At 64.2% G+C, this 21,913-nt stretch carries 19 protein-coding genes; 11 read left to right on the top strand and 8 right to left on the bottom strand.

The annotated features are described in order from the left end of the window. Positions 1 to 54: 54 nt before the first annotated feature. The gene (locus tag FJ956_RS24175; protein WP_140781995.1) at positions 55 to 1,407 is read left to right on the top strand and encodes a PRC-barrel domain-containing protein; all 1,353 of its coding nucleotides are present in this window, start codon (positions 55 to 57) and stop codon (positions 1,405 to 1,407) included. A gap of 70 nt (positions 1,408 to 1,477) precedes the next feature. On the opposite strand, the gene FJ956_RS24170 is transcribed toward FJ956_RS24175, so the two are convergent. Beyond that, entirely contained in the window at positions 1,478 to 3,040 is a 1,563-nt protein-coding gene (locus FJ956_RS24170) for an alkaline phosphatase family protein (RefSeq protein ID WP_140684716.1), read from the bottom strand. 215 nt (positions 3,041 to 3,255) lie between these two features. On the opposite strand from FJ956_RS24170, the gene FJ956_RS24165 reads away from it, so the two are divergent. From FJ956_RS24165 to FJ956_RS24150, 4 genes are all read left to right on the top strand, one after another. Beyond that, entirely contained in the window at positions 3,256 to 4,188 is a 933-nt protein-coding gene (locus FJ956_RS24165; RefSeq protein ID WP_140684715.1) for a VOC family protein, read from the top strand. 3 nt (positions 4,189 to 4,191) lie between these two features. After that, on the top strand, positions 4,192 to 4,827 hold the full coding sequence (locus FJ956_RS24160) for an alpha/beta hydrolase (protein WP_140684714.1): 636 nt from the start codon (positions 4,192 to 4,194) through the stop codon (positions 4,825 to 4,827). Beyond that, positions 4,820 to 5,119: a GNAT family N-acetyltransferase gene (locus FJ956_RS24155; protein ID WP_140684713.1), complete on the top strand. Its 300-nt coding sequence runs from the start codon at positions 4,820 to 4,822 to the stop codon at positions 5,117 to 5,119. The genes FJ956_RS24160 and FJ956_RS24155 overlap by 8 nt, the downstream gene beginning before the upstream one ends. A 247-nt stretch (positions 5,120 to 5,366) precedes the next feature. Next, the gene (locus tag FJ956_RS24150; protein WP_140684712.1) at positions 5,367 to 6,425 is read left to right on the top strand and encodes a dipeptidase; all 1,059 of its coding nucleotides are present in this window, start codon (positions 5,367 to 5,369) and stop codon (positions 6,423 to 6,425) included. A 390-nt stretch (positions 6,426 to 6,815) separates the two neighbouring features. Here the strand turns inward: FJ956_RS24150 and FJ956_RS24145 are convergent, their stop codons facing one another. From FJ956_RS24145 to FJ956_RS24125, 4 genes are all read right to left on the bottom strand, one after another. Next, on the bottom strand, positions 6,816 to 7,073 hold the full coding sequence (locus FJ956_RS24145) for a hypothetical protein (protein ID WP_140684711.1): 258 nt from the start codon (positions 7,071 to 7,073) through the stop codon (positions 6,816 to 6,818). Positions 7,074 to 7,075: 2 nt separating this feature from the next. Continuing rightward, positions 7,076 to 8,314 (bottom strand): aminomethyltransferase family protein, encoded by a 1,239-nt coding sequence (locus FJ956_RS24140; RefSeq protein WP_140684710.1) that lies wholly within the window; start codon positions 8,312 to 8,314, stop codon positions 7,076 to 7,078. A gap of 211 nt (positions 8,315 to 8,525) precedes the next feature. Continuing rightward, complete coding sequence (locus tag FJ956_RS24130) at positions 8,526 to 10,100, bottom strand: NAD(P)/FAD-dependent oxidoreductase (RefSeq protein ID WP_140684709.1); 1,575 nt, start codon at positions 10,098 to 10,100, stop codon at positions 8,526 to 8,528. Continuing rightward, positions 10,087 to 11,706, bottom strand: coding sequence for an NAD(P)/FAD-dependent oxidoreductase (locus tag FJ956_RS24125; RefSeq protein ID WP_140684708.1), 1,620 nt, complete (start codon positions 11,704 to 11,706; stop codon positions 10,087 to 10,089). The genes FJ956_RS24130 and FJ956_RS24125 overlap by 14 nt, the downstream gene beginning before the upstream one ends. 278 nt (positions 11,707 to 11,984) lie before the next feature. Between FJ956_RS24125 and FJ956_RS24120 the strand changes: the two genes are divergently transcribed. The 5 genes from FJ956_RS24120 (at position 11,985) to FJ956_RS24100 (ending at position 17,147) form a co-directional block, all read left to right on the top strand. Then, complete coding sequence (locus FJ956_RS24120) at positions 11,985 to 12,779, top strand: methyltransferase domain-containing protein (protein WP_140684707.1); 795 nt, start codon at positions 11,985 to 11,987, stop codon at positions 12,777 to 12,779. Positions 12,780 to 12,785: 6 nt separating this feature from the next. Beyond that, positions 12,786 to 13,472, top strand: a complete 687-nt coding sequence (gene betI / locus FJ956_RS24115; RefSeq protein ID WP_140684706.1) for a transcriptional regulator BetI — start codon at positions 12,786 to 12,788, stop codon at positions 13,470 to 13,472. An 81-nt stretch (positions 13,473 to 13,553) separates the two neighbouring features. Then, entirely contained in the window at positions 13,554 to 14,636 is a 1,083-nt protein-coding gene (locus FJ956_RS24110; RefSeq protein WP_140684705.1) for an ABC transporter substrate-binding protein, read from the top strand. Positions 14,637 to 14,775: 139 nt separating this feature from the next. Continuing rightward, positions 14,776 to 15,852, top strand: coding sequence for an extracellular solute-binding protein (locus FJ956_RS24105; RefSeq protein WP_140684704.1), 1,077 nt, complete (start codon positions 14,776 to 14,778; stop codon positions 15,850 to 15,852). Further along, positions 15,849 to 17,147, top strand: a complete 1,299-nt coding sequence (locus tag FJ956_RS24100; protein WP_140684703.1) for a flavin monoamine oxidase family protein — start codon at positions 15,849 to 15,851, stop codon at positions 17,145 to 17,147. The genes FJ956_RS24105 and FJ956_RS24100 overlap by 4 nt, the downstream gene beginning before the upstream one ends. On the opposite strand, the gene FJ956_RS24095 is transcribed toward FJ956_RS24100, so the two are convergent. From FJ956_RS24095 to FJ956_RS24085, 3 genes are read right to left on the bottom strand one after another with little or no spacing between them, the layout of a single operon-like run. Then, positions 17,111 to 18,184, bottom strand: a complete 1,074-nt coding sequence (locus FJ956_RS24095; protein ID WP_140684718.1) for an ABC transporter ATP-binding protein — start codon at positions 18,182 to 18,184, stop codon at positions 17,111 to 17,113. The two genes, FJ956_RS24100 and FJ956_RS24095, sit on opposite strands and share 37 nt — an antisense overlap. Before the next feature lie 37 nt (positions 18,185 to 18,221). Then, positions 18,222 to 19,043 (bottom strand): ABC transporter permease, encoded by an 822-nt coding sequence (locus FJ956_RS24090; RefSeq protein ID WP_140684702.1) that lies wholly within the window; start codon positions 19,041 to 19,043, stop codon positions 18,222 to 18,224. Further along, entirely contained in the window at positions 19,040 to 19,957 is a 918-nt protein-coding gene (locus tag FJ956_RS24085; protein WP_140684701.1) for an ABC transporter permease, read from the bottom strand. Before FJ956_RS24085 ends, FJ956_RS24090 begins: the two co-directional genes overlap by 4 nt. 291 nt (positions 19,958 to 20,248) lie before the next feature. On the opposite strand from FJ956_RS24085, the gene FJ956_RS24080 reads away from it, so the two are divergent. After that, the gene (locus FJ956_RS24080) at positions 20,249 to 21,667 is read left to right on the top strand and encodes an aminotransferase (RefSeq protein ID WP_140684700.1); all 1,419 of its coding nucleotides are present in this window, start codon (positions 20,249 to 20,251) and stop codon (positions 21,665 to 21,667) included. Positions 21,668 to 21,913: the final 246 nt, after the last annotated feature.

The following is a 21,913-nucleotide window of genomic DNA, read 5'->3' as shown; positions in this document are numbered from 1 at the left end:
CAGAGGTTGGTCGACGGAGCGTCATGCACAAATCAGGCACGAGGAGAGACGATGATGATCCGCACTCTTTTTGCGACGACCGCGATCGCGACGCTGCTCGCAAGCGGCGCTTTAGCACAGACGACGCCCGCCCCGTCCCCACAGGCCCCAGCAGCCGAAAACCCGGCTCCGGTCATACGCTCGGAGGGCGCGCTCATGACGAACATCATCGGCGAGTCCGTCTATAACGGCACCGGCGACGACGCGCAGAACATCGGCAAGGTCGATGATGTGGTCTTCGATGCCAGCGGCAATGCCAAATCCGCCATTATCGGGGTCGGCGGGTTCCTTGGCGTCGGCACCAAGGACGTCGCCTTCGACTACGCCAAGCTGGAATGGGCAGAGAAGAACGGCGACCGCTGGCTGGTCGCCAAGTCGACCAAAGAGGAACTGAGCGCTTTGCCGGCATTCGACCGCAAGCCGTATGATCCGGCGCCGGCGCAGTCGGCCGACGCTACGCAGCCTGCCAACAACACGACTGCGAGTCAGGCGCCTGCGGCCGCACCGGCCGAACCGGTGAAGAAGGCGGAAGGCAATCTCGCCACAAACATCATGGGCGAGTCGGTCTATAACGGCACCGCGGACGACGCCCAGAAGATCGGCGACGTGAAGGACATCGTGCTTGCCAAGGACGGCAAGGCCGAGTCGCTGGTGATCGGCGTCGGCGGCTTCCTCGGCATCGGCACCAAGAATGTCACCTATGACTTCGCCAAGGCAAAATGGGCGGAGAAGAACGGCAACCGTTGGCTGGTGGCCGAGGCGACGAAGGAGGAGCTGCAGGCCCAGCCCGATTTCAACCGCAAGGCCTATGATCCGGCGCCCGGCTCGACGACGGCCGCGAACAACGTACCTGCGGCGACCACGCCCGCGGTGGTGTCTTCGGATACGACCTCCGACAAGGGCGCCAAGCCAGCAGAGCCAGCCAAGTCGACGGCCGAGACGAAGCCTGCAGCCCCGGCTCCGGCAACGGCCGAGAACAAGCCGGCCGACAGCGGCGCCACCGACGAGACCAAGACCGCCTCGATCGATAAGTCGACGCTGACCGAGATGCCGATGGGCGACATTCGTGGCGACGACCTGAAGGGCGCGACCGTTTACGGCGCCAACGACGCTAAGATCGGCGAAATCGGCGACGCGGTGCTGAAGGACAACAAGCCGGATGCGGTAATCGTCGACGTCGGCGGCTTCCTCGGCATCGGCGCCAAGCAAGTGGCGCTCGGCATGGACAAGCTCAAATTCATGACCGACAAGGACGGCAAGAAGTATCTCTACACCAACTTCACCAAGGAGCAGCTGCAGGCACAGGCCGCTTATGACAAGGGCAGCTACGCCGAGAAGCGCGACCAGCAGCGGATGATTCTGAAGTGAGGCAGTAGGCAGTAGGAAATAGGCAGTAGGCGAAAGAAGAGTTGGCAAATCAACCGGCAGCTGGGCAGTCCTACTGCCTACTGCCTACTGCCTGATACCCGACCACGCCGTCTTCCGTCAGTTCCGCCAAGGCCAGCGACTGATCGAGATGCGCGGCGCGCCAGGCGAGCATCCTTTCGGCGAACTCAAGCCGTGCGGGCAGATAGGTCGGGTCGCCTGCCACGTTGTTCAACTCGCCCGGGTCCTTCGAGAGGTCGAAGAGAAGCGCCGGCAGGCCGCCGCCGAAATGGACATATTTGAACTCGGCCGTGCGGATGACGGCAAGGTTGCAGGCGCTCGATGCGATACCGAAATGGCGTTCGGCCTCGCCTTTGGCAATCGAACGGAAATCAAACTCCCAATGCGCCGCGTCGCGCCAGGTCTCCGGCTTCTTGCCCTCGATCCAGGGTGCGAGCGAGCGGCCGTCGAGATGGCGCTGCGGCGCGGCGCCGATCAGGTCGAGCAAGGTCGGGAAGATGTCGACGGCCTCCGTGAAACGGTCGACGGATGAACCGGCAGCGGCTCGCCGGCGCGGATCGCGGATGATCAACGGGATGTGGTAGCTGGCGTCGAAGAAACCGCCTTTGCCGAGCATGAAATGGTCGCCCATCATCTCGGCGTGGTCGGAGGTGAGCACGATCACGGTGTCGTCCCAGGCGTTCGCCGATTTGATCGCTTGCCAAGTGCGGCCGAGCTGCGCGTCGACCTCGGAGATCATGCCGTAATAGATCGCGCGGATTAAGCGGAAATTCTCCTCGCTCCAGTCAGGCACGTTGCCCTCGATGCCGGGAACGAATTTTGTCCGCTTCTGCCCGGCGAGATCGTAGGCGAGATAGGGATGGCCCCCGGCTTCGGCTTGCGGGTTTGCCCCTCGCTTGAAAGCGGGGCCTTCAACCGGATCATACATGGTGTTGTAGGGCTCCGGCACGATGAAGGGCGGGTGCGGGCTGATGAAGGAGACATGCGCGAACCACGGCACGCTCTTCTCCTGCTCGCCGAGCCAGCGGATGAATTCGCCGGCCAGGAAAGCGGTCGGCGTCTGATCTCGCGAATAGACCGGCGGCGCGTTGGTCACGTCGCGTTCCGCTTGCCCGTTGGCCGGACGATGGATGCCGGGGCTACCCGCGCTGGTATCGATGCCTTGCGCCTGCAGCCATGACAGCCACTGCTTCTGATGCTCGGGCAGGGCTTGGCGCATGGTGAATCCCGGCAGCACGCCTTCGTAGCTGCGCAGCCGCGGATCCTCGGGGGAGAGTTGCCGGGGATCGAGCGCGACATCGGTGTAGCCGAACAGGGTCGGATCGTAGCCTGCCGCGCGCGCCGAAAGCGCGATATTGCCATGGCGGGCGTCGAGCGGCGTGCCGTTGCGGCAGACGCGATGGTTCATCTGGTAGAGCCCGGTATAGAGGCAGGCGCGCGCGGGCGAGCAGGGCGCTGCCCCGCCATAGTGACGCCGGAAAAGCACGCCTTGCGCGGCGAGCGCATCCGCATTCGGCGTCTTCACCACCGGGTGGCCGGCGGCCGACAGGCAATCGCCACGCCACTGGTCGCAGGTGATGAGGAGAACATTCGGGCGGCTCGGCGGTTTGTCCAAGATCGTCTCCTTGTGGAAGCGCCTCAGATGGAACGGAAATCACCGGCGTTGCAAGCCGAAGCCAGGTGATGGATTGGTGAACATATTTTGAACAGTCGTTCACTTTTATGACACAGTCCATTCTGTGTTTGCCCGCTTTGCCGTCGGCCCGCCCATCCTCATATTGGCGTGGACAGCGGCGAGGGCCGCACAAGGACAAGGGAAGGAGCACGATCATGCTCAATCAGATCAAGGGCCTGCATCACGTCACCTCGATGGCGAGCGACGCGCGCCGCAACAATGAGTTCTTCACGAAGAAGCTCGGCCTGCGCCGGGTAAAAAAGACCGTCAACTTCGACGCACCGGATGTCTACCATCTCTATTACGCCGACGAGGTCGGCACGCCGGGTTCGGTGATGACCTATTTCCCGTTCCCCGACATCGGCAAGGGCCGGCATGGCGTCGGCGAGGTCGGCACGACGGTGTTCTCGGTGCCGGAAGGCACGCTCGCCTATTGGGAAAAGCGCTTCGCCGACGAGGGCGTGGGCAACGTCGCCCGCGCGGAAAGTTTTGGCGAGAAGCGGCTGACCTTCACCGGTCCGGACGGCGACAGCTTCGCGCTGGTCGAGGACAAGGCCGACAAGAGGGCGCCCTGGGTCAAGGGCGGCGTTCCCGGCGACGAGGCGATCCGCGGCTTTCACTCGGTCTCGCTCAGGCTGAAGGATGGCGGCGCCACCGAGGAGCTTTTGAAATTCATGGGCTATGAGGAGGTCGACAAGTCCGGCAACGTCCGCCGGCTCGCGATCAAGAATGGCAACGGCGCCGACGTCGTCGACATCGAATCGCTGCCGGGCGCCGGCTTTGCCAACCTCGGCGCCGGCTCGGTGCACCACGTCGCCTTCGCGGTCGAGGATCGCGCCAAGCAGCTCGACGTGCGCAAGGCGCTGATCGACACGGGCTATGGCGTGACGCCGGTCATCGATCGCGATTACTTCTGGGCGATCTATTTCCGCACGCCGGGCGGTGTGTTGTTCGAGGTCGCGACCCACGAACCGGGATTCGACCGCGACGAGGACACCGCGCATCTCGGCGAGGCGCTGAAGCTGCCGACGCAGCATCAGCATTTGCGGCCTTATCTCGAAGATAACCTGCAGAAGCTGGAAGGCTGAGCCATGAGCAAGGACGCTTACATCCACAAGGTGCTGCCCGGTTCGCCGGGCGGCCCGCTGCTCCTCGTCTTCCACGGCACCGGCGCGGATGAGGACCAGCTTCTCGGTCTCGGCCGTGAGCTTATGCCTTCGGCGACGATCGTCTCGCCGCGTGGCGACGTGTCGGAGCATGGTGCCGCCCGCTTCTTCCGCCGCACCGGCGAGGGCGTCTACGACATGGACGACCTGGCGCGCGCGACATCGAAGATGGCTGGCTTCGTCAAGGCGCATGTCGAAGTGACGAAGCCTTCGGCAGTGTTCGGCCTCGGCTACTCCAACGGCGCCAACGTTCTGGCCTCGGTGGTGTTTGCGGAGCCAGGCTTGTTCGACGCCACGGTGCTGATGCATCCGCTGATTCCGTTCGAGCCACGCGTCCAGGGCAGCCTTGCCGGCCGCCATATCCTGATCACGGCCGGAAGGCGCGACCCGATCTGCCCGCCCAACCTGACGGCGCGGCTCGAGGCTTATTTGCGCGCCGACGGCGCCGATGTCACAGTGGAATGGCACGACGGCGGGCATGAGGTTCGGCCGAATGAAATCGAAGCGGCGCGGCGGCTGCTCGCGCTCGCGCCCGCTGAAGGAGGCAAGAACAATGGCTGACCAACTGCCCGAGATCGAACTGGAGGACCGCGGCTCCAAGGGGCGTTACGTGCTGCGCGGCCCCGGCGGCGCCGAGGCCGAGATGACCTTCACCAAGATCGGTGAGCACCAGCTCATCATCGACCACACCGAGGTGCCGGATGTCTTTCGCGGCCAGGGCGCCGGGCTTCGGCTCGTCAGCCGCGCGGTCGAGGACGCACGCGCGGCCGGCAAGAAGATCATCCCGCTCTGTCCCTTCGCCAACGCGCAGTTCCGCCGTCACCCGGAATGGGCCGATGTGCTGAAGCAGTAGCGCGGCGTTCCCTTCTCCCCCTGTGGGAACTGAGGAATTGAAGAACTGGGGAATTTTAGAAAAAAGCTCAACCGCCCGACGTGACGTCGCTTCTTCAATTCCTCAATTCCCAGTTCCTCAGTTCCCGCAGGGGATAAGGAAAAGAGCAGCGCTGGCATTTGCACGGTCCGGCCATCTTGCCTAAGTTGACGGTTCGCCCGGACGAAACCTGTCGTCCCGCCTGTCCCCGATTTGAATGGCTTCCCCGATGACCGATACCGACCTGATCCCCGTTTTCGACGGACATAACGACACGCTGCTTCGGCTCTACCAGTCGAAGGAAGCCGACGTCGAAAAGCTGTTCATCGAGGGGACGCCGAGCGGCCATATCGACCTGCCGCGCGCCAGGAAGGGAGGCTTTGCCGGCGGCATGTTCGCTATCTTTCCGCCACCGGTCGAGAAGTCGAAGCGCAGCGCGGTGCCGCCGGCGCCGAGCGACAACGAGCCGCTGCCGCCGGAGCTGCCGCAGGCCGAGGCGATCACCTCGACCATCGGCATGGCCTCGATCCTGTTTCGGCTGGAGCGCGCCGGCGCGCTGACCGTCTGCCGCAGCGCTGGCGATGTGCGCAACGCGATGGCCAAGGGCTCGATCGCCGCCGTCTTCCATATCGAGGGTGTCGAGGCGATCGACCCCGGGCTTGCCATGCTCGACGTGCTTCACGCCGCAGGCCTGCGCTCGCTGGGCATCGTCTGGAGCCGCCCCAACGCCTTCGGCAATGGCGTGCCGTTCCGCTTTCCGTCCTCGCCCGACACCGGGCCTGGCCTCACCGACGCCGGCAAGGCGCTAGTCAAAGCCTGCAACCAGCTCAGGATCATGATCGACCTCTCGCATCTCAACGAGAAGGGTTTTCGCGATGTCGCGGCGCTGAGCGACGCACCGCTGGTGGCCACCCATTCCAACGTGCATGCGATCTGCGGCCATTCGCGCAACCTGACCGACTGGCAGCTCGGCGCGATCCGAGAGTCCGGCGGCATGGTGGGCTTGAATTTCGCCACCGGCTTCCTGCGCGAAGACGGCCGCATGAATGCCGACACTAGTATCGACATCATGGTGCGCCATATCGACTCGCTCTTACAGGCGCTGGGTGAAGACGGCGTCGGGCTCGGCTCCGATTTCGACGGCGCCATGATACCGGCCCCTATCGGCGACGTCGCCGGCTTGCCGAAGCTCATCGACGCCCTCGCCGCGCGCGGTTTCGGGCGCGCGCTGATCGAGAAGATCGCTTATCGGAATTGGTTGAGCGTGCTGGAAAGGACGATCGGATAAGCCATCCGTGTGAAGGGACAATCCTGGACGCTCGGGGATTGGAGGCAGAACGCTCTCAACTTCGTCATTCTAGGGCGGAGCGAAGCGTAGACCTAGAGCCGGATGATTTCAGGTCGAGTCGACCTGAAATCTGAATCCGGCTCTAAATCAAAGAGATAGAGCATGATGTCGTCCGAAAACCGCTCCACACTTTTCGGCATCATGCTCTAGAATCCATGCCGTGACCGTTGCGTAGGATGCTAACGGTGCAGAACTCTGAAACGCCGTGCCGCTTCGGCGTAACGGCATGGATTCCAGGGTCTGCGCGCGTCGCTTCGCTCCTTGCTCCGCCCTGGAATGACGATCGCGCGGCACCGCCTCTCGCGGTGCCGCCATCCGCGTACGGGCTGCCTAAACGCCCATGCGCTTCAGCCAGTCCTTGCCGACGCCGCGGTCGCGGATGATCGGCAAGGGATTTTCCGCGTCGAGCCGGGCGCAGATGCGGTAGACCTCCAGCGTCTCTGCGCTCATCTCGTCGCGCTTGAAGAAATACATCGCCGCTGCGTAGCGGGTGCGGCCGGACCACATCTCGCCGAGCGGCGTGTTGACCAGCTGCCACTGCTCGGCGGCCTCCGCTTCGGCTTCCAGCTTCTCCGCTTCGCTTGCCATGGTCAAAAGTCCGCCGGCGGGTTGGCGGTGCGGCGGTCGAGCTTGATGAAGGGCCGCTGCACCACCTTCGCCTTCTTCATCAGCTTCTGGTACTGCAACTCGCGCATGGCGTAAATCTCGACCCAGAGGTCGTCGACGATGGTATCGCCATAAGGCCGCTGCAGCGAGGCGAGCGCGATATTGCGCTTGGCCATGGGCGACCACATCGCCGCGCTCACCAGCCCGACCTCTTGGCTTTTGCGGTAGTAGACGATGGCATGCTCGGCCGGAATGTTGCCTTCGATCTCCAGCCCGACCAGCACGTGGCGAAGCTTCTTTTTTGCACGCGCTTCCAGGATGGCACGGCGACCGTTGAAGTGTCCCTTATCCGGGTCGATCATGAAGCCGAGGCCGATCTCGTCCGGCATACGAAGGCGGTCCGTGCGGATGGCGTGCTCGGCAGCTGTGAAGTCGGCATTGGCGACGATCAGCCCCGCTTCGAGGCGAGCGCGGTTCAGCGCCGTATAGCCGATGGCGCGGATGCCGCGCAGCTCGCCTGCCGCCATCAGCCGGTCCCACAGGCTCAGCGCCTTGTCCGCCGGCACGAACAGCTCGTAGCCGAGATCGCCGGTGAAGCCGGTGCGCGAGATGGTCACAGTAGCGCCGTCATGCGCGAATTCGGCGAGGTCGAAGACCTTCAGCCGCTCGACACCGGCAAAGCCCGCGTCGCGCAGGATGGCGAAGGATGTCGGGCCCTGCAGCGCGAGTCCGGCGACCGCCTCGGTCTCTTCCTCGACGCTTACGTCATAGCCGATGACACTATCCAGCAGCCAGGGTAGATGCCGCTCCTGCGAGCACAGCCGGAAGCGTGTCGGCGAGAGCCTGAACAAGGTGCCGTCGTCGAGCACGAAACCTTCGTCGTCGCACCAGGCGGTGTAGTGGACGCGGCCGGGCTTCAGCCTGGTCACGTCGCGCAAGGTGACGCGGTCGAGATAGGCTTCGGCGTCCGGACCTTCGATCCGGTATTTGGTCATCGGCGAGATGTCGAAGAGTGCTGCCTGGCTGCGGATGGCGAAATATTCCAGCTCCTCGTCCCACAGCGAATGCGGGGCGCGGTAGCCGGCCCAGCTGTACCAGTCCTGCTTCAGGCCCAGCGCGTCGATGCGCGGCTGGAACGGCGTGCCGAGCCGCAGCGTGCGGAAATGGGATTGGGCGGCTATACGAGTGTCGGTTGACCGCTTGATGGATGGATGATGGTTCATGACGGCGTTCCTTCGCGCCCCCCTCTGTCCTGCCGGACATCTCCCCCACAAGGGGGGAGATTGGCCGTCGCCCCGGCTTTCGCCAATCGCCAACGTTGCAAGAGGTGAGCCGGGCGTGCGTACAGCTGATCTCCCCCCTCGTGGGGGAGATGGCCGGTAGGGCAGAGGAGGGCGCCGTAGAGCGCAGCATTGGTGAATTGTAAGATCATCCTCATGCCCTCATCGCGATGATGCGGCGCGCGGCGTTGAGGCCTGGCGCGCCGGAGATGCCGCCGCCCGGATGCGAGCCGGCGCCGGCAAGGAACAGCCCTTCGAGCGGCGTGTGGTAGCCCGACCAGCCGGAGACCGGCCGCGACATCAGCATCTGGTCGGCCTGCAATTCGCCATGGTGCCAATGGCCGCCGGGCATACGGTAGCGCGCCTCGATGTCGGCCGGGGTCAGCAACTCGGCATGGCGCACCGTCGCGCCGATGCCGGGCGCATAGGTTTCGAGCTGCGCCATGATCGCCTTGAGGAATTGCGGCTTGCCGGCGGCCCAGCCCTCTTTCAGCGCATAGGGCGCGTATTGCACCACGGCCGACAACACGCAGGCGCCGGACGGTGCGAGCGATGGATCGGCGAGGCTGGGCAGCGTGATCTCCATCACCGGCTCGGGCGAGAACTCGCCATATTTCGACGGGTTGAAGGCACGCTCGACATGATCGGGCGAAGGCGCGATGACAAGGCGGCCCTTGTGGCCGGCGGCGTCGACGCCTGAAAATTGCGGCGGCCGGTCGAGCGCCAGATGGAGCTTGGCCGCGTCGCCCTTCATGCGGATGTTCTTCACCTTGCGCACGTAGCCGGTGTCGACCCCGCGCGGGCCGACCAGATCGAGGATCGTCGTTGCGGGATTGATGGCCGAGACCACGGTCTTCGCCCGCAAAGTCTCGCCGCCCTGCGTGACGACGCCGACGGCGCGGCCCCTCTCGACGATGACCTTGGCGACCGGCGAAGCCGGACGGATCGAAACGCCCGCGGTTTCCGCCGCCGCGCGGATGGCGGCGACGACCGCGCCCATGCCGCCCTTGGGCTGCATCTGCGCACCGGCGAGGCCGCCGATCTCGCCGGCCAGCCTATAGTAAAGGCCGAGCAGCGAGGTCGGCGAGCGCGGTCCGAGATGCGAGCCCAGCGTCGCGTCGAAGGCAAGCAGGCCCTTCAGCCGATCGTCCGACAGCTGCTCGTTGAGCAGATCGTAGACATTCATCAAAAGCACGCGCAGGAAGTCGCGCATGTCTTCCTTGCCGAGGCGCTTCAGCGCCAGCGCGGTCTGGCCGAGGCCGGTCATTTCCGCGAGCGACATGTTGCCGAGGTCCGGCGGCCGGCGCGACAGGAAAGGCTTCAGCACGCCGGCATAGCGCAGCAATTGCGCGCGCAGATCTTTCCAGGCGGACTGCTCCGAAGGGCTGGCGCCGGTCAACACCTCGCCATAGGCGCCATGCAGCACCAGCGGACCGTCTCTCGACAGCGCCACCGACGGCACGAAATCGCCGCGGTCGATCTTCAGCCCGTGGCGCTCCAGCTCCAGCGTTTTCACGACATCGGGATGCAGGCGATTGAGCAGATGCGCCACGGCGGAAGCGCGAAAACCCGGCGCGAACTCCTCGGTGCGCGCGGCGCCGCCGACCTCGTTGCCGGCCTCGAGCAGCAGCACCTTGCGTCCCGACTTCGCCAGCGTGGCGGCGGCGACGAGGCCGTTGTGGCCGCCGCCAATGACGATGGCGTCCCAGTTCAAATCAGATGACGTCATGGGCGGGGCTCATATGCAGGATCGGCTTGGCGAGATCGCGCAGGATCTCGGCGGCGGCATTGCGTCCGGGCGCGCCCATGACGCCGCCGCCGGGATGAGTGGAGGAGCCGCACATATAGAGCCCACTGAGCGGCGAGCGGTATTGCGCGTAACCCGGCACCGGGCGATTGAACAGCAACTGGTCGAAGGTGAGCTCGCCCTGAAAAATGTTGCCTTCGGTGAGGCCGACCTCGGCCTCGATCTCGCGCGGCGTGCGCACTTCCATGTGGACTATGCGGTCGCGGAAGCCGGGCGAATATTCGGCGATCTGCGCAATCACGCTTTCGGCGAAGCCGTCGCGGTCGGCGTCGGTCCAGTCCGCCCCCCTTATCTTCGGCGGCGCATATTGCACGAAGCAGCTCATGAAATGCTTGCCGGGCGGCGCCATGGTCGGGTCGAGCGTGGTCGGGATCATCATGTCGAGGAAGGGATCGGCCGACCAGCGCCCGGCCTTCCAGTCGTCATAGGCGCGCTCCATACGCTCGATGGAATCGGTGAAATGCATGTCGGCGCGGTAGACCGGCGAATCCTTCGGCAAAGCCGGGAATTCGGGCAGCGAATCGAGCGCGATGTTGACCTTGCCGGACGAGCCGCGGATTTTGAAATTCCTGACACGGCGCAGGAAAATGTCGGGCAGTTCCTTTTCCTCGACCAGCTTCAGGAAGGTGCGCTTGACGTCGGCATTGGAGATGACGAGCTTGCCGTAGATCTCTTCGCCGCCGGCAAGCACGACGCCCTTGGCCTTGCCGTTCTTCACCAGCACATGGTCGACCTCGGCGACGGTACGGATGGTGCCGCCTGAAGCTTTGAAGGAGGCGGCCAATGCCCTGGTGACGGCACCCATGCCGCCACGCGCATAGCCCCAAGCGCCGACCGAGCCGTCGACCTCGCCCATATAATGATGAAGGAGCACATAAGCGGTGCCGGGCGACATCGGCCCGAGCGCCGTGCCGATGATGCCGGACAGCGCGAAGTTCGCCTTGATGACATCGGTCTCGAAATACTCGTCGAGGAAGTCCGAGATCGACATCGTCCAGAAGCGCAGGGTCAGCGCCATCTCCTCGGCCGAAAGCCCGGCGAATTTCTTGCCGAGATAGAGCAGCTCGCCAATGTCGCGCGGCTTGAAGCTGGTCGGGTCGGGCGCGGTGCGCATCAGGAGCGGCTGGATGAAGCGGCACTGCCTCGTGACGTCGCGCGAATAGCGATCATAAGCCTCGGCATCGCGCTTCGAAAAACGGGCGAACTCGCGGCGATGCGCGTCATGATCGCGGTAGTTGGCGAGGTAGTCGCCGTCGCGCGTGAACACCGCGCCGCCTTCGTAGGAGATCACCTGCAGGCCGAAGCGCGGCAGCTCGAGATCGCGCATGATCTCGGGCCGGAACAGCGAGCAGACATAGGAGCAGTTCGAATAGAGGAAGCCCGGCGTCAGCTCGCGGCTGGTGGCCGCGCCTCCGACCCAGTCGTTCTTCTCGACCACCAGCACATCCAGGCCGGCGCGCTGCAGATAGCAGGCATTGACCAGGCCGTTGTGGCCGCCGCCGATGACGATCGCGTCCCATGCCTTCATGCGCGCTGAACCTCCATCCAGTTTCCCTATCTTCTTGTTTTTACGCAATTCCGGACGGAAAGTTACGACGAAGTCGCCGAACCTAACCGCTTCACGTTTTTCCTGGAACTGCTCGGTTGTCTTGTTCCCTGATTGCCCGAATTTGGCACGGATCACAGTTTTTTGTCCAGCCATATTGAATGAATGTTCAACAAATGATGTTGCGTTTTCCCGTTGATGCGCTAGACTTTGCCTGCGTTCTGGACTGATCCACATCGGCATTTGGGGTTGAAGATCCGATGATCGAAACGGCTGACGCCGAGCCGGAATATGACGACACCGCCATTCGCTTCCTCGAAGCGCTGTGGGGCGAGGGCTACCTGTCGCCCGGCGGCCCGGACGAGGTCGACCGTGTGGTCGAAGGCCTCTCGCTCAAGGGCAAGACGATCCTCGATGTCGGTTGCGGCGCCGGCGGCATCACGCTGCATCTGGCCGCGCGTCACGGCGCGGCTCGGGCCACCGGCTTCGACGTCGAGAGGCCGGTGATCGAGACGGCGAGGCGAGGAGCGATCAGGCGAGGCCTCGAGGACCGTGTCGGCTTCGTCCAGGCGCCGCCGGGGCCGCTGCCTTTTGCGGACGCTTCCTTCGACGTCGTCTTCTCCAAGGACGCGCTGCTGCATGTGCCGGACAAGGATGCGTTGTTCGCCGAAATTTTTCGCGTGCTGAAACCCGGCGGGGTGTTTGCGGCGTCGAATTGGATGATCGGGCATGACGGCGAGCCGTCGCCTCAGATGAAGGCCTATGTCGCGGCCGAGGGGCTCTCCTTCGCCATGGCCTCGCCGGCGCGCTATGCCGAAGCGATGCGGCGCGCCGGCTTTACCGACATCGCCGTCCGCGACCGCAATCCATGGTACCGCGAGGTCGCTCGGGAGGAGCTGGCGCGCCTCAAGGGACCGCTCTACGCGCAGGCCGCCGCGGCGGTCGGCGTGGCCTATGTCGACAAGAATATCAAGACCTGGGAGGCGATGCAGAAGGTGCTTGACAGTGGCGAGCACCGTCCCACTCATCTGCGCGGTTGGAAGCCGGTCGGATAGCCGGCAATGCTGGAGATCGTCACACCCATGAAGACTGCAGAGGCGAGCGACGCTCTCCCCGAAACGACGCGCAAGGGCGATGCCGAAAAGCGCGGCCGCAAGGCCTCGAAAGAGGTCAGGCAGCTGCAGCTGATCGAGGCGACGATCGATTCGCTGGCCAAGCGCGGCTATGCCGAAACGACGATGGCCGACGTTGCCGACGGCGCGGGCCTGTCGCGCGGCATCGTCAACTTCCATTTCGAGAGCAAGGAAAAGCTCCTGATCGCCACGCTGCAGCACATGTATGACGAGTATTCGGCGCATTGGCGCTCGGCCTTGCAGAAGGCGGGCGAGGATCCGGCCAGGCAACTGCAACAGCTGGTATGGGCCGATTTCGACCGCTCGATCTGCAACAAGCGCAAGCTCGCTGCGTGGCTTGCCTTCTGGGGCGAGGCCAAGTCGCGGCCGACCTACCAGGCGCTGAGCAGCTCGCGCGACGCTTATTACCAGCAGGTCTTCATCGACCTCTGCACGACGCTCAAACAGAGCGGCGGCTACGCCTACGACCCCCAGGTCATCGCCCTAGCGCTCAGCGCCATGCTCGAGGGCCTGTGGCTGCGGCTGATGATGGGCACCGAGGACACGACGCGGGAGACGGCCTTGCAGTCGGCGAATGCATTTTTGGCCGCCGCTTTCCCGAAACACTATGGCTAGCAAGAGATGGGGCTAGCAAAAGCCGGGGCTAGCAGCAGCCGGCCAAACAAGACCGGCAAAACCAAAAGAGGATGGAACAGCATGAAGAAATTTAGCCGACGCCTGACATTGACCCTAGCGCTGGGCGGCGCGCTCGCCGCTTCCGCGGCAGCGTTCGCCGTCGCCGCCGACAAGGACCTGATCGTGTTCGACTGGTCAGGATACGAGGATCCGAGCTTCCACGGCAAATATGTCGAGAAGAACGGCGACTCGCCGACCTTCGCCTTCTTCGGCGACGAGGACGAGGCCTTCGAAAAGGTCCGCTCCGGCTTCAAGTCCGATCTCGGCCATCCCTGCTCGCAGAGCGTGGTTAAGTGGCGCGAGGCGGGCCTGCTGCAGCCGCTCGACACGTCCAAGATCTCCGGCTGGAAGGATCTCAATCCCGGCATCATGGCGATGAAGGACCTCGCCACGACGTCCGACGGCAAGGCCTGGTTCATGCCCTGGGACTGGGGCGACACGCAGATGACCTACAATTCGGACAAGATCGCCGAAAAGGACGTGCAGTCACTGAAGGCCTTCGCCGATCCAAAATACAAGGGCAAGGTTTCGATCGGCGACAATGTCGACGATGCCTACGCGCTGGCCAGCCTCGCCATCGGGCTCAAGGACTGGACCAAGATTACGGACGACCAGTTCAAGCAGGCGTCCGACTTCCTGCGCCAGGTGCACAAGAATGTCCGCTCCTACTGGACCGACACAACCGACATCGTGCAGCTGCTTTCCGGCGGCGAAGTCGATCTCGCCTGGGCCTGGAACGACGCGGCGGTGCAGTCGCAAGCCGCCGGCGTGCCGATCAAGTCCAAGAAGGACACCGACGAAGGCATCTCGACCTGGGTGTGCGGCTATGTGCTGTTCAAGGACGCGCCTGGCAACATCGACAAGGCCTATGACTATCTCAACGCCGTCAACGATCCGGAAGTCGCCAAGGTGCTGGTCAAGGATTGGGGCTACGGCCAGGCCAACGCCAAGGGCATGGCCGGCGTCGACCCGGCGATCCTGAAGGAAAAGGGCTATGACAATGTCGAGAAGTTCATCGACAAGACGCTGTTCCAGCAGCCGCTGCCTTCCGCGCTCAAGCTCAAGATGATCGCCGAGTTCGAGAAGATCAAAGCCGGCTATTGAGTGCTGCGGAAACGACCGGTCGCTCCTGAACTGAAACGGCGTAGCGCCGTCGGCTGGAGCCGAACCAGGCGGGCTCGCCAAAGCCGGGGAATTCTCTTAACCTCCCCCATACATTCGCGATGGGGGAGTTTCTCGCGTCATGACATCCATGCTTCGCCGCTTTGCCTTGGCTGCCGTCGTCACCGTCGGCGCGGGTACCGCCTATGCGCTTGCCGAAGGTGGCGGCGACCTCGTCGTCTTCGACTGGTCCGGCTACGAGGACCCGCTGCTGCATCCGGCCTATACCGCCAAACACGGCGCGGAGCCGACCTTCTCCTTCTTCGGCGACGAGGACGAGGCCTTCGAGAAGATGCGCGCCGGCTTCAAGGCCGATATCGCGCATCCCTGCTCGCAAAGCGTGGTGAAATGGCGCGAGGCCGGTCTCTTGCAGCCGCTCGACACCTCGAAGATCGCCGGCTGGAAGGACCTCAATCCAGGCATCATGGCGATGAAGGATCTCGCCACCACCGCCGACGGCAAGGCCTGGTTCATGCCTTTCGACTGGGGCAACACATCGCTGCTCTACCGCACCGACAAGGTGACGGCGGAAGAGGCGCAGTCGCTGAAGATCTTCGCCGATCCGAAATTCAAGGGCCGCGTCACCATCGGCGACAATGTCGACGACGCCTATGCGCTGGCGAGCCTGGTCATCGGCCTGAAGGACTGGACCAAGATGACGGACGAGCAGTTCAAACAGGCCTCCGCCTTCCTGCGCGACGTGCACAAGAATATCCGCTTCTATTGGACGGACGACACCGACCTCAACCAGGCCTTCACGGGCAATGAAGTCGACCTGGTCTGGGGCTGGAACGAGACCTATGTGACGTTGAAAGGCCAGGGCCTGCCGATCGCGATGAACCGCGACACCAAGGAAGGCATCTCGACCTGGGTATGCGGCTATGTGCTGCTCAAGGATGCGCCGGGCAAGCTCGACCAGGCCTATGATTTCCTGAGCGCCGTCAACGCGCCGGACGTTTCGGAGTATATGGTGAAGACCTTCGGCTACGGTCACGGCAACAGCGCAGGCATGGCGGCGATGGACCAGAAGCTGCTCACCGAACGCGGCTTCGACAATCTCGATAAGTTCCTCGACAAGACGCTGTTCCAGCAGCCGGTTGCGCCTGACCTCAAGCAGCGCATGGTCGCCGAGTTCGAGAAGATCAAGGCCGGCTATTGAGCAGCATCATTGAAAGAACCGACGTCGTCATCGTCGGCGCCGGCTTCACCGGTCTGTCAGCCGCGCTCGAGTTGAAGCGCGCCGGCATCGATTTCCTTGTCCTTGAAGCACGCGACCGCGTCGGCGGCAGGGCAGAGGCTGTCCGCAATGGGCTCGGCGAGCTGGTCGACAGCGGCGGCCAGTTCCTATGCGTGGACATGCCACAAGTGATGGCGCTGGCCAAGGCCCACCGAAAGACTTTCGTCGAGACCTATATCGAGGGCGAATTCATCACCCATCCGTCGATGACGCCGGCGCGGGCGGAGCGGACCTACCAGGTCGCGATGGCGATCCGCGAGCGCATGAACGGGATCGCCCTGGACGATCCGTCGATCGCCGGGCTGACCGTCGCGACATGGCTCGGTCGCCAGGGGGACACGGCCGACGCCAAGGCCGCCTTCCGTTCGATGATCGAAGGCCTGTGGTGCCTGGCGCTAGACAAGGTGCCGCTGTGGTACCTGATCGACAACGATCGCCGCATCACCAACGAGGTGTTCGAGCTGCAATATTTCCTGCGCGAGACGATGCAGTCGCTGGCCGACGATCTGGCAGGAGATCTCGGCGACCGGCTGCGGCTGGGCGAAGCCGCGACGCGGATCGAGCGCGGGCGGCAAGGCGTTCGCGTCGTCTCGACCGGCGGCGTCATCGAGGCGGGCGCGGCGCTGGTCGCCTTGCCGCCGGCGACGGCCGCGAAGCTCGACTTCGCGCCTGCCCTGCCGGCGGCGCTCGCAGGCGCGCTCGGCGTCTGGGAAAGCGGCGCGGTGATCAAGATCCTGGTGCGCTATGCCAGTCCATTCTGGCGCGAGCGGGACCTGTGCGGCATGGTCATGTGGCGCGACCAGCCGGGGCTGTTTGCCTGCGACGCCAGCACGGATACCGATCATGCCGCGCTTGTCGTGTTTGTCGGCGGGCCGCTGGCGCTGCGCTGGCACCCGCTCGGCGAGGCGGCGTTGCGCGCGGAAGTTACGGCGCGGCTTGTCGAGGCGCTGGGCGCGCCAGCCGCCGACATCGTCGATTTCAGCGCGCGCGACTGGACGCATGACCGGTGGAGCGGCGGCGCCTATAGCGACCTCATCGTCGACGTGGCCGCGCGGCATGCCGAACGAGAAATTCTCGCGGGCGCGCCACCCGTCTATTTCGCCGCTTCGGAAGTGTCGCCGTCTTTCCCGGGCTATGTCGAAGGTGCGATCGTCGCCGGCCGCATCGCGGCCGGCAAGATTCAGTCGGCCATCGCCACCAGCGCCTCGGGGTCGTAGGCGAGGCGGATCGGCGCGCCGACCGGAATGTCGTCGGCGCCGAAATCGTTGGTCTCGGTCACCGAGAGCGGCTTCTCCAGCCCCGGTATCTCGACGATCAGATGCGTGATCTCGCCGAAATAGTGGCGCTCCACCACCTTGCCCGCGACCTCGAACTTTGCCGTCGCGGTGTCCCACAAAACACGCAGCCGCTCCGGACGGATGCCAAGCGTGGCCGCGCCGCCATTGCGCACGAAAGCCCTCGGCTTGTCGGTCTTGACGCGGCCGAAGCCCAACGTGTCGAGCACCATTGAAGTCCCGTTTTCCTCGACGATCTCGGCCTTGACGAAGTTCATGCCGCCGAGGAAGTCGGCCACCTGACGATTGACCGGGCGCTGGTAGATCTCCTTCGGCGAGGCGACCTGGGCGATCTTGCCGCCGAACATCACGGCGATGCGGTCCGACATCGCCAAGGCCTCGTACTGGTCGTGCGTGACCAGCACGAAGGTGATGCCGACCGCCTGCTGCAGGCGGCGCAATTCGACCTGCATCTGCTCGCGCAGCTTCTTGTCGAGCGCCGAAAGCGGTTCGTCGAGCAGCAGCACTTTCGGCCGCATGACCAGCGCGCGGGCGAGTGCGACGCGCTGGCGCTGGCCGCCGGAAAGCTCGGTGGCCCGGCGTTTGCCGAGGCCGGTCAGCGACACCTGCGCCAGCGCTTCCTCGACGCGGCGCTTCTCCTCGCCGGCGTCGAGCCTCAGCCGTCTCAGCCCATAGGCGACATTCTGCTCGACATTGAGATGCGGGAAGATCGCGTAGCTCTGGAAGACCATGTTGGTCGGCCGGCGGTTGGCGGGGATGCCGTCCATCGGCTGGCCGTCGACGGCGATGGAGCCGCTGGTCGGCGTGTCGAAACCGGCGATCATGCGCAAGAGCGTGGTCTTGCCGCAGCCGGAAGGCCCGAGCAGCGAGAAGAATTCGCCCTCCCTGATCGTCAGCGAGGCATTGTCCAGCGCCTTGAAGGCGCCGTAGCTGCGCGTGACGTCGCGGATCTCGATCATGGTGCGATCCGATTGCGTGCGCTCGGACTGGACCCGCTCAAGCATAGAGGCCTCCCTCATTCTGGGTGCGTCTCGCCGCGCGGCGGCGCAGGATTTCGGCAATCGTCATCAGCAGGAAGGACGCAAAGAGCAGCAAGGTGCCGAGCGCCAGCACGCCGGGAAGCTTGGCCGCGAAACGCAGCTGGCCCCAGATGTAGATCGGCAGCGTCGCCTCGGTGCCGGTCAGGAAAAAAGCGATGATGAACTCATCGAGCGAGATGGTGAAACAGACGAGCAAGCTGGAGATGATCGCCGGCGCGACCATCGGCAGCGTCACGCGCCGGAAGGTCCCGAAGGCGCTCTCGCCGAGATCGGCCGAAGCCTCCTCCAGGCTGCGGTCGAAACCTTCGAAGCCGGAGGTCAGCACGGTCATCGAATAGGGAATGCAGACCAGCACATGGCCGAGCACGACGGTGAACAGCGACAGGCTCAAGCCGAGTTGCAGCATGACCAGCAGCATGGAGATGGCGACGATTACCTCCGGCAGCACCAGTGGCGCCATGATCAGCCCATTGATGGCGCGGCGGCCCGGGTAACGGTAGCGGGTGATCGAGCGGGCGGCGAGGATGCCCAGCACCGTCGACAGGATCGCGGCGGAGACGCCGACGATCAGGCTGTTCCAGGTGGCGTCGATCAGTGCCGGCGTGCGCGGCAGGTCCTCGTACCAGTGCAGCGTGACGCCCGAGAGCGGGAATTTCGGCGTCGCTGCCGTATTGATCGAGAAGATCGGCAGGAAGATTACCGGCAGATAGAGGAACAGCAGATAGAGGACGGCGTAGCTCGACAGCCAGCCCGGCAGGAAACGTCTTATCGCGGTCATCGTGCCAGCCTCTGCAGGGCGCGGAAGACCAGCACGGTGGCGCCGGCCATCAACGAGACGATGATCATGGTGGTGACGGAGAGCGCGGCCCCCAGCGGCCAGTTCGACGCCTTGCCGAATTGCGCCTGGATGGCGTTCGCGATCATGACGCCGTCCTTGCCGCCGACAAGCTTTGGCGTGACGTAGTCGCCGACGGTCGGGATCATAACGATCAGCGCCGCCGAGATGACGCCGGGCGCCGACAGCGGCAAGGTGACGCGCAGGAAGGAGCGCAGCGGCCCGTCGCCGAGGTCGGTCGCCGCTTCGACCAGGGTCCGGTCGACCTTCTCCAGCGAAACGAAGATCGGCAGGATGGCGAAGGTCGCCCAGGCATGGGTCAGCGTGATGATGACGGCGGTGGAATTGTACAGCAGCGCGTCCGATGGCTCTTGGATGATGCCGAGGCCCATCAGGCCAGAGTTGAGCACGCCGTTATAGCCGAGGATCACTTTCCACGACATCACGCGCAGCAGGTAGCTGGTCCAGAACGGGATGGTGATGAGGAACAGCCACAGGCTCTTGTGGCGGCCGCCATGGAAGGAAATGAAATAGGCGATCGGGTAGGCAAGCGCCACGGTCAGCAGGCTGACCGTCAGCGAGATGTAGAGCGAGCGCCAGAGCAGGTCGCGGTAGATCGGCTCGGTCAGCGCGATCCGGTAATTCTCCAGCGTGAATGTGTGGTCGATGGTGAGATAGTTCTGCGTCCAGAAGGAATGCGCGATGACGACCAGGATCGGCAGGACGAGAAGAATAAGGGCATAGACGAAGGTCGGACTGATCAGGGCAAAGCCCTGGACGGCTTCCGATTGCAGAAGGGGACTTCGTCTCGATCCCGCCATGCGCAGCGGGGGCGACCCTTCCGCAGCCGCTGTCATTGCAGCGCTCCGGGCGTGATTTCGGTAGCTGGCTCGGACTGTCCCGCCATGCGGCCTTCCCATTCGTGGCGCCGGTTGCCTGTTCCCGATTTATGCTCGGAGCGCGATCGCTCCCTGGCTTGCCGGCTTTCTTTCATCATGAGCGCATCCGCCGATTGAAATCAAGCGCTATTTCTGCGATATTGATTGAACGGATATTCAAAATGAAGCGATGAAAAGCCCAATTTCCACGGCTTTCCGTGTCGTTCGATATCCGATGAGAACTAGACAACCTGGTGATGCGAGGCGAAAATGGCGGCTCAGAGCAAGATCAAGGCAGGCGAACTCATCGAGCCCGGCGACGGCGACGCGGTCGAGCTCGCCAAGCGCCATCTCGTGCAGCCCTGGCCTTATGCCGGCTCGGTCGGCAACGAAGCCCGCGCGCTGATCGACGCGGGTGACGGGATCTACATCACCGACGGCTCCGGCAAGCGCCTGATCGACGGCCCGGCCGGCATGTGGTGCATCAATGTCGGCCATCGCCGCGAGGAGCTGGCCAAGGTCATGTACGACCAGGCGATGGCGCTCTCCTACAACACGCCATGGTACACGATGAACGCGCCCTCGGCCGAGCTTGCCCGGCGCATCGCCGATGCGGCGCCTGGCGACCTCAGCCACACCTTCTTCACCACCGGCGGCTCTTCGGCGGTGGAGACGGCGCTGCGCTTCATGCAGTTCTACAACAATGTGCGGGGACGGCCGGAGAAGAAGCTCATCCTCAGCCGCGGCGGCGCCTATCACGGCTCGACCTATCTGTCGGCCTCGCTCAACGGCCGCCCGCGTGATCGCGACTGGATGGACGGCGCCGGCGAGCTGGTGGTCAAGCTGTCCTCGCCCGATCCGTTCCGGCGCCCGAAAGGCATGAGCGTTGCCGCCTTCACCGATTTCCTGGTCGACCAGTTCCGCGACACCGTCGCGCGTGTCGGCGCCGACCGGATCGGCGCCTTTGTCGGCGAGCCGGTGCAGGCCTCGGGCGGGGTGATCGTGCCGCCGGACGGGTATCTGAAACGCATCCGCGAGATCTGTCGCGAGAACGACATCCTCTATGTCTCGGACGAGGTGGTGACCGGCTTCGGGCGGCTCGGCCATGTCTTTGCCTCCGGCGATGTGTTCGGCATCGACCCGGACATGATCACCTTCGCCAAGGGCGTCACATCGGGCTATTTCCCGCTCGGCGGCGTCATCATCTCCGAGCGGCTGCTCGAAGAGCTGCGTCGTTCCAACCATCCGGATGCGCTGTTCGGCCACGGCCTCACCTACACCAGCCATCCGATCGGCTGCGCGGTTGCGCTGAAGAATCTCGACCTGCTGGAAGAGGGCGTGCTTGCCCATGCGCGCGAGATCGCGCCCTATTTCCAGGCGCAACTGAAGACGCTGGAAGAGCTGCCGCTGGTCGGAGAGGTGCGCGGCGTCGGCTTGATGGCTTGCGTCGAATGCGTCGCCGATCGCGAAAGCAAGGATCCGCTGCAGCTCGACAAGGATGTGGGAAAACGCATCGACGCGCATTGCCACGAGCTCGGCCTTCTGGTGCGCCCGCTGATCAACATGTGCGTGATGTCGCCGCCGCTCATCATCAGCCGCGAGCAAGTCGACGACATGGTGGCGATCTTGCGCGAAGGCATCTCGCGGACCATGGATGATTTGCGGAAAGAGGGCGCGTGGCGGGGGTGATTAGCCAATCTCCCCCTTGTGGGAGATGCCCGGCAGGGCAGAGGGGGGACACTGTCCCGCCTACATCTCAGTAGTCGCAATGCCAATCTTCGTCAGTTTGTGGCCCGTCTAAGGCAAGGGGGTCGAGTTCCTTCGCGCCCCCCCTCTGTCCTGCCGGACATCTCCCCCACAAGGGGGTGTATGGACTGGGGACATCGCGAACAGGTGTGCGAAGACATCGCGAACAGTTTCCCATGCTAGCGCTGG

It is taken from the genome of Mesorhizobium sp. B2-4-3, from assembly GCF_006442815.1.
Lineage (GTDB): Bacteria > Pseudomonadota > Alphaproteobacteria > Rhizobiales > Rhizobiaceae > Mesorhizobium.
This window is presented reverse-complemented; position numbering and strand designations above follow the sequence as displayed.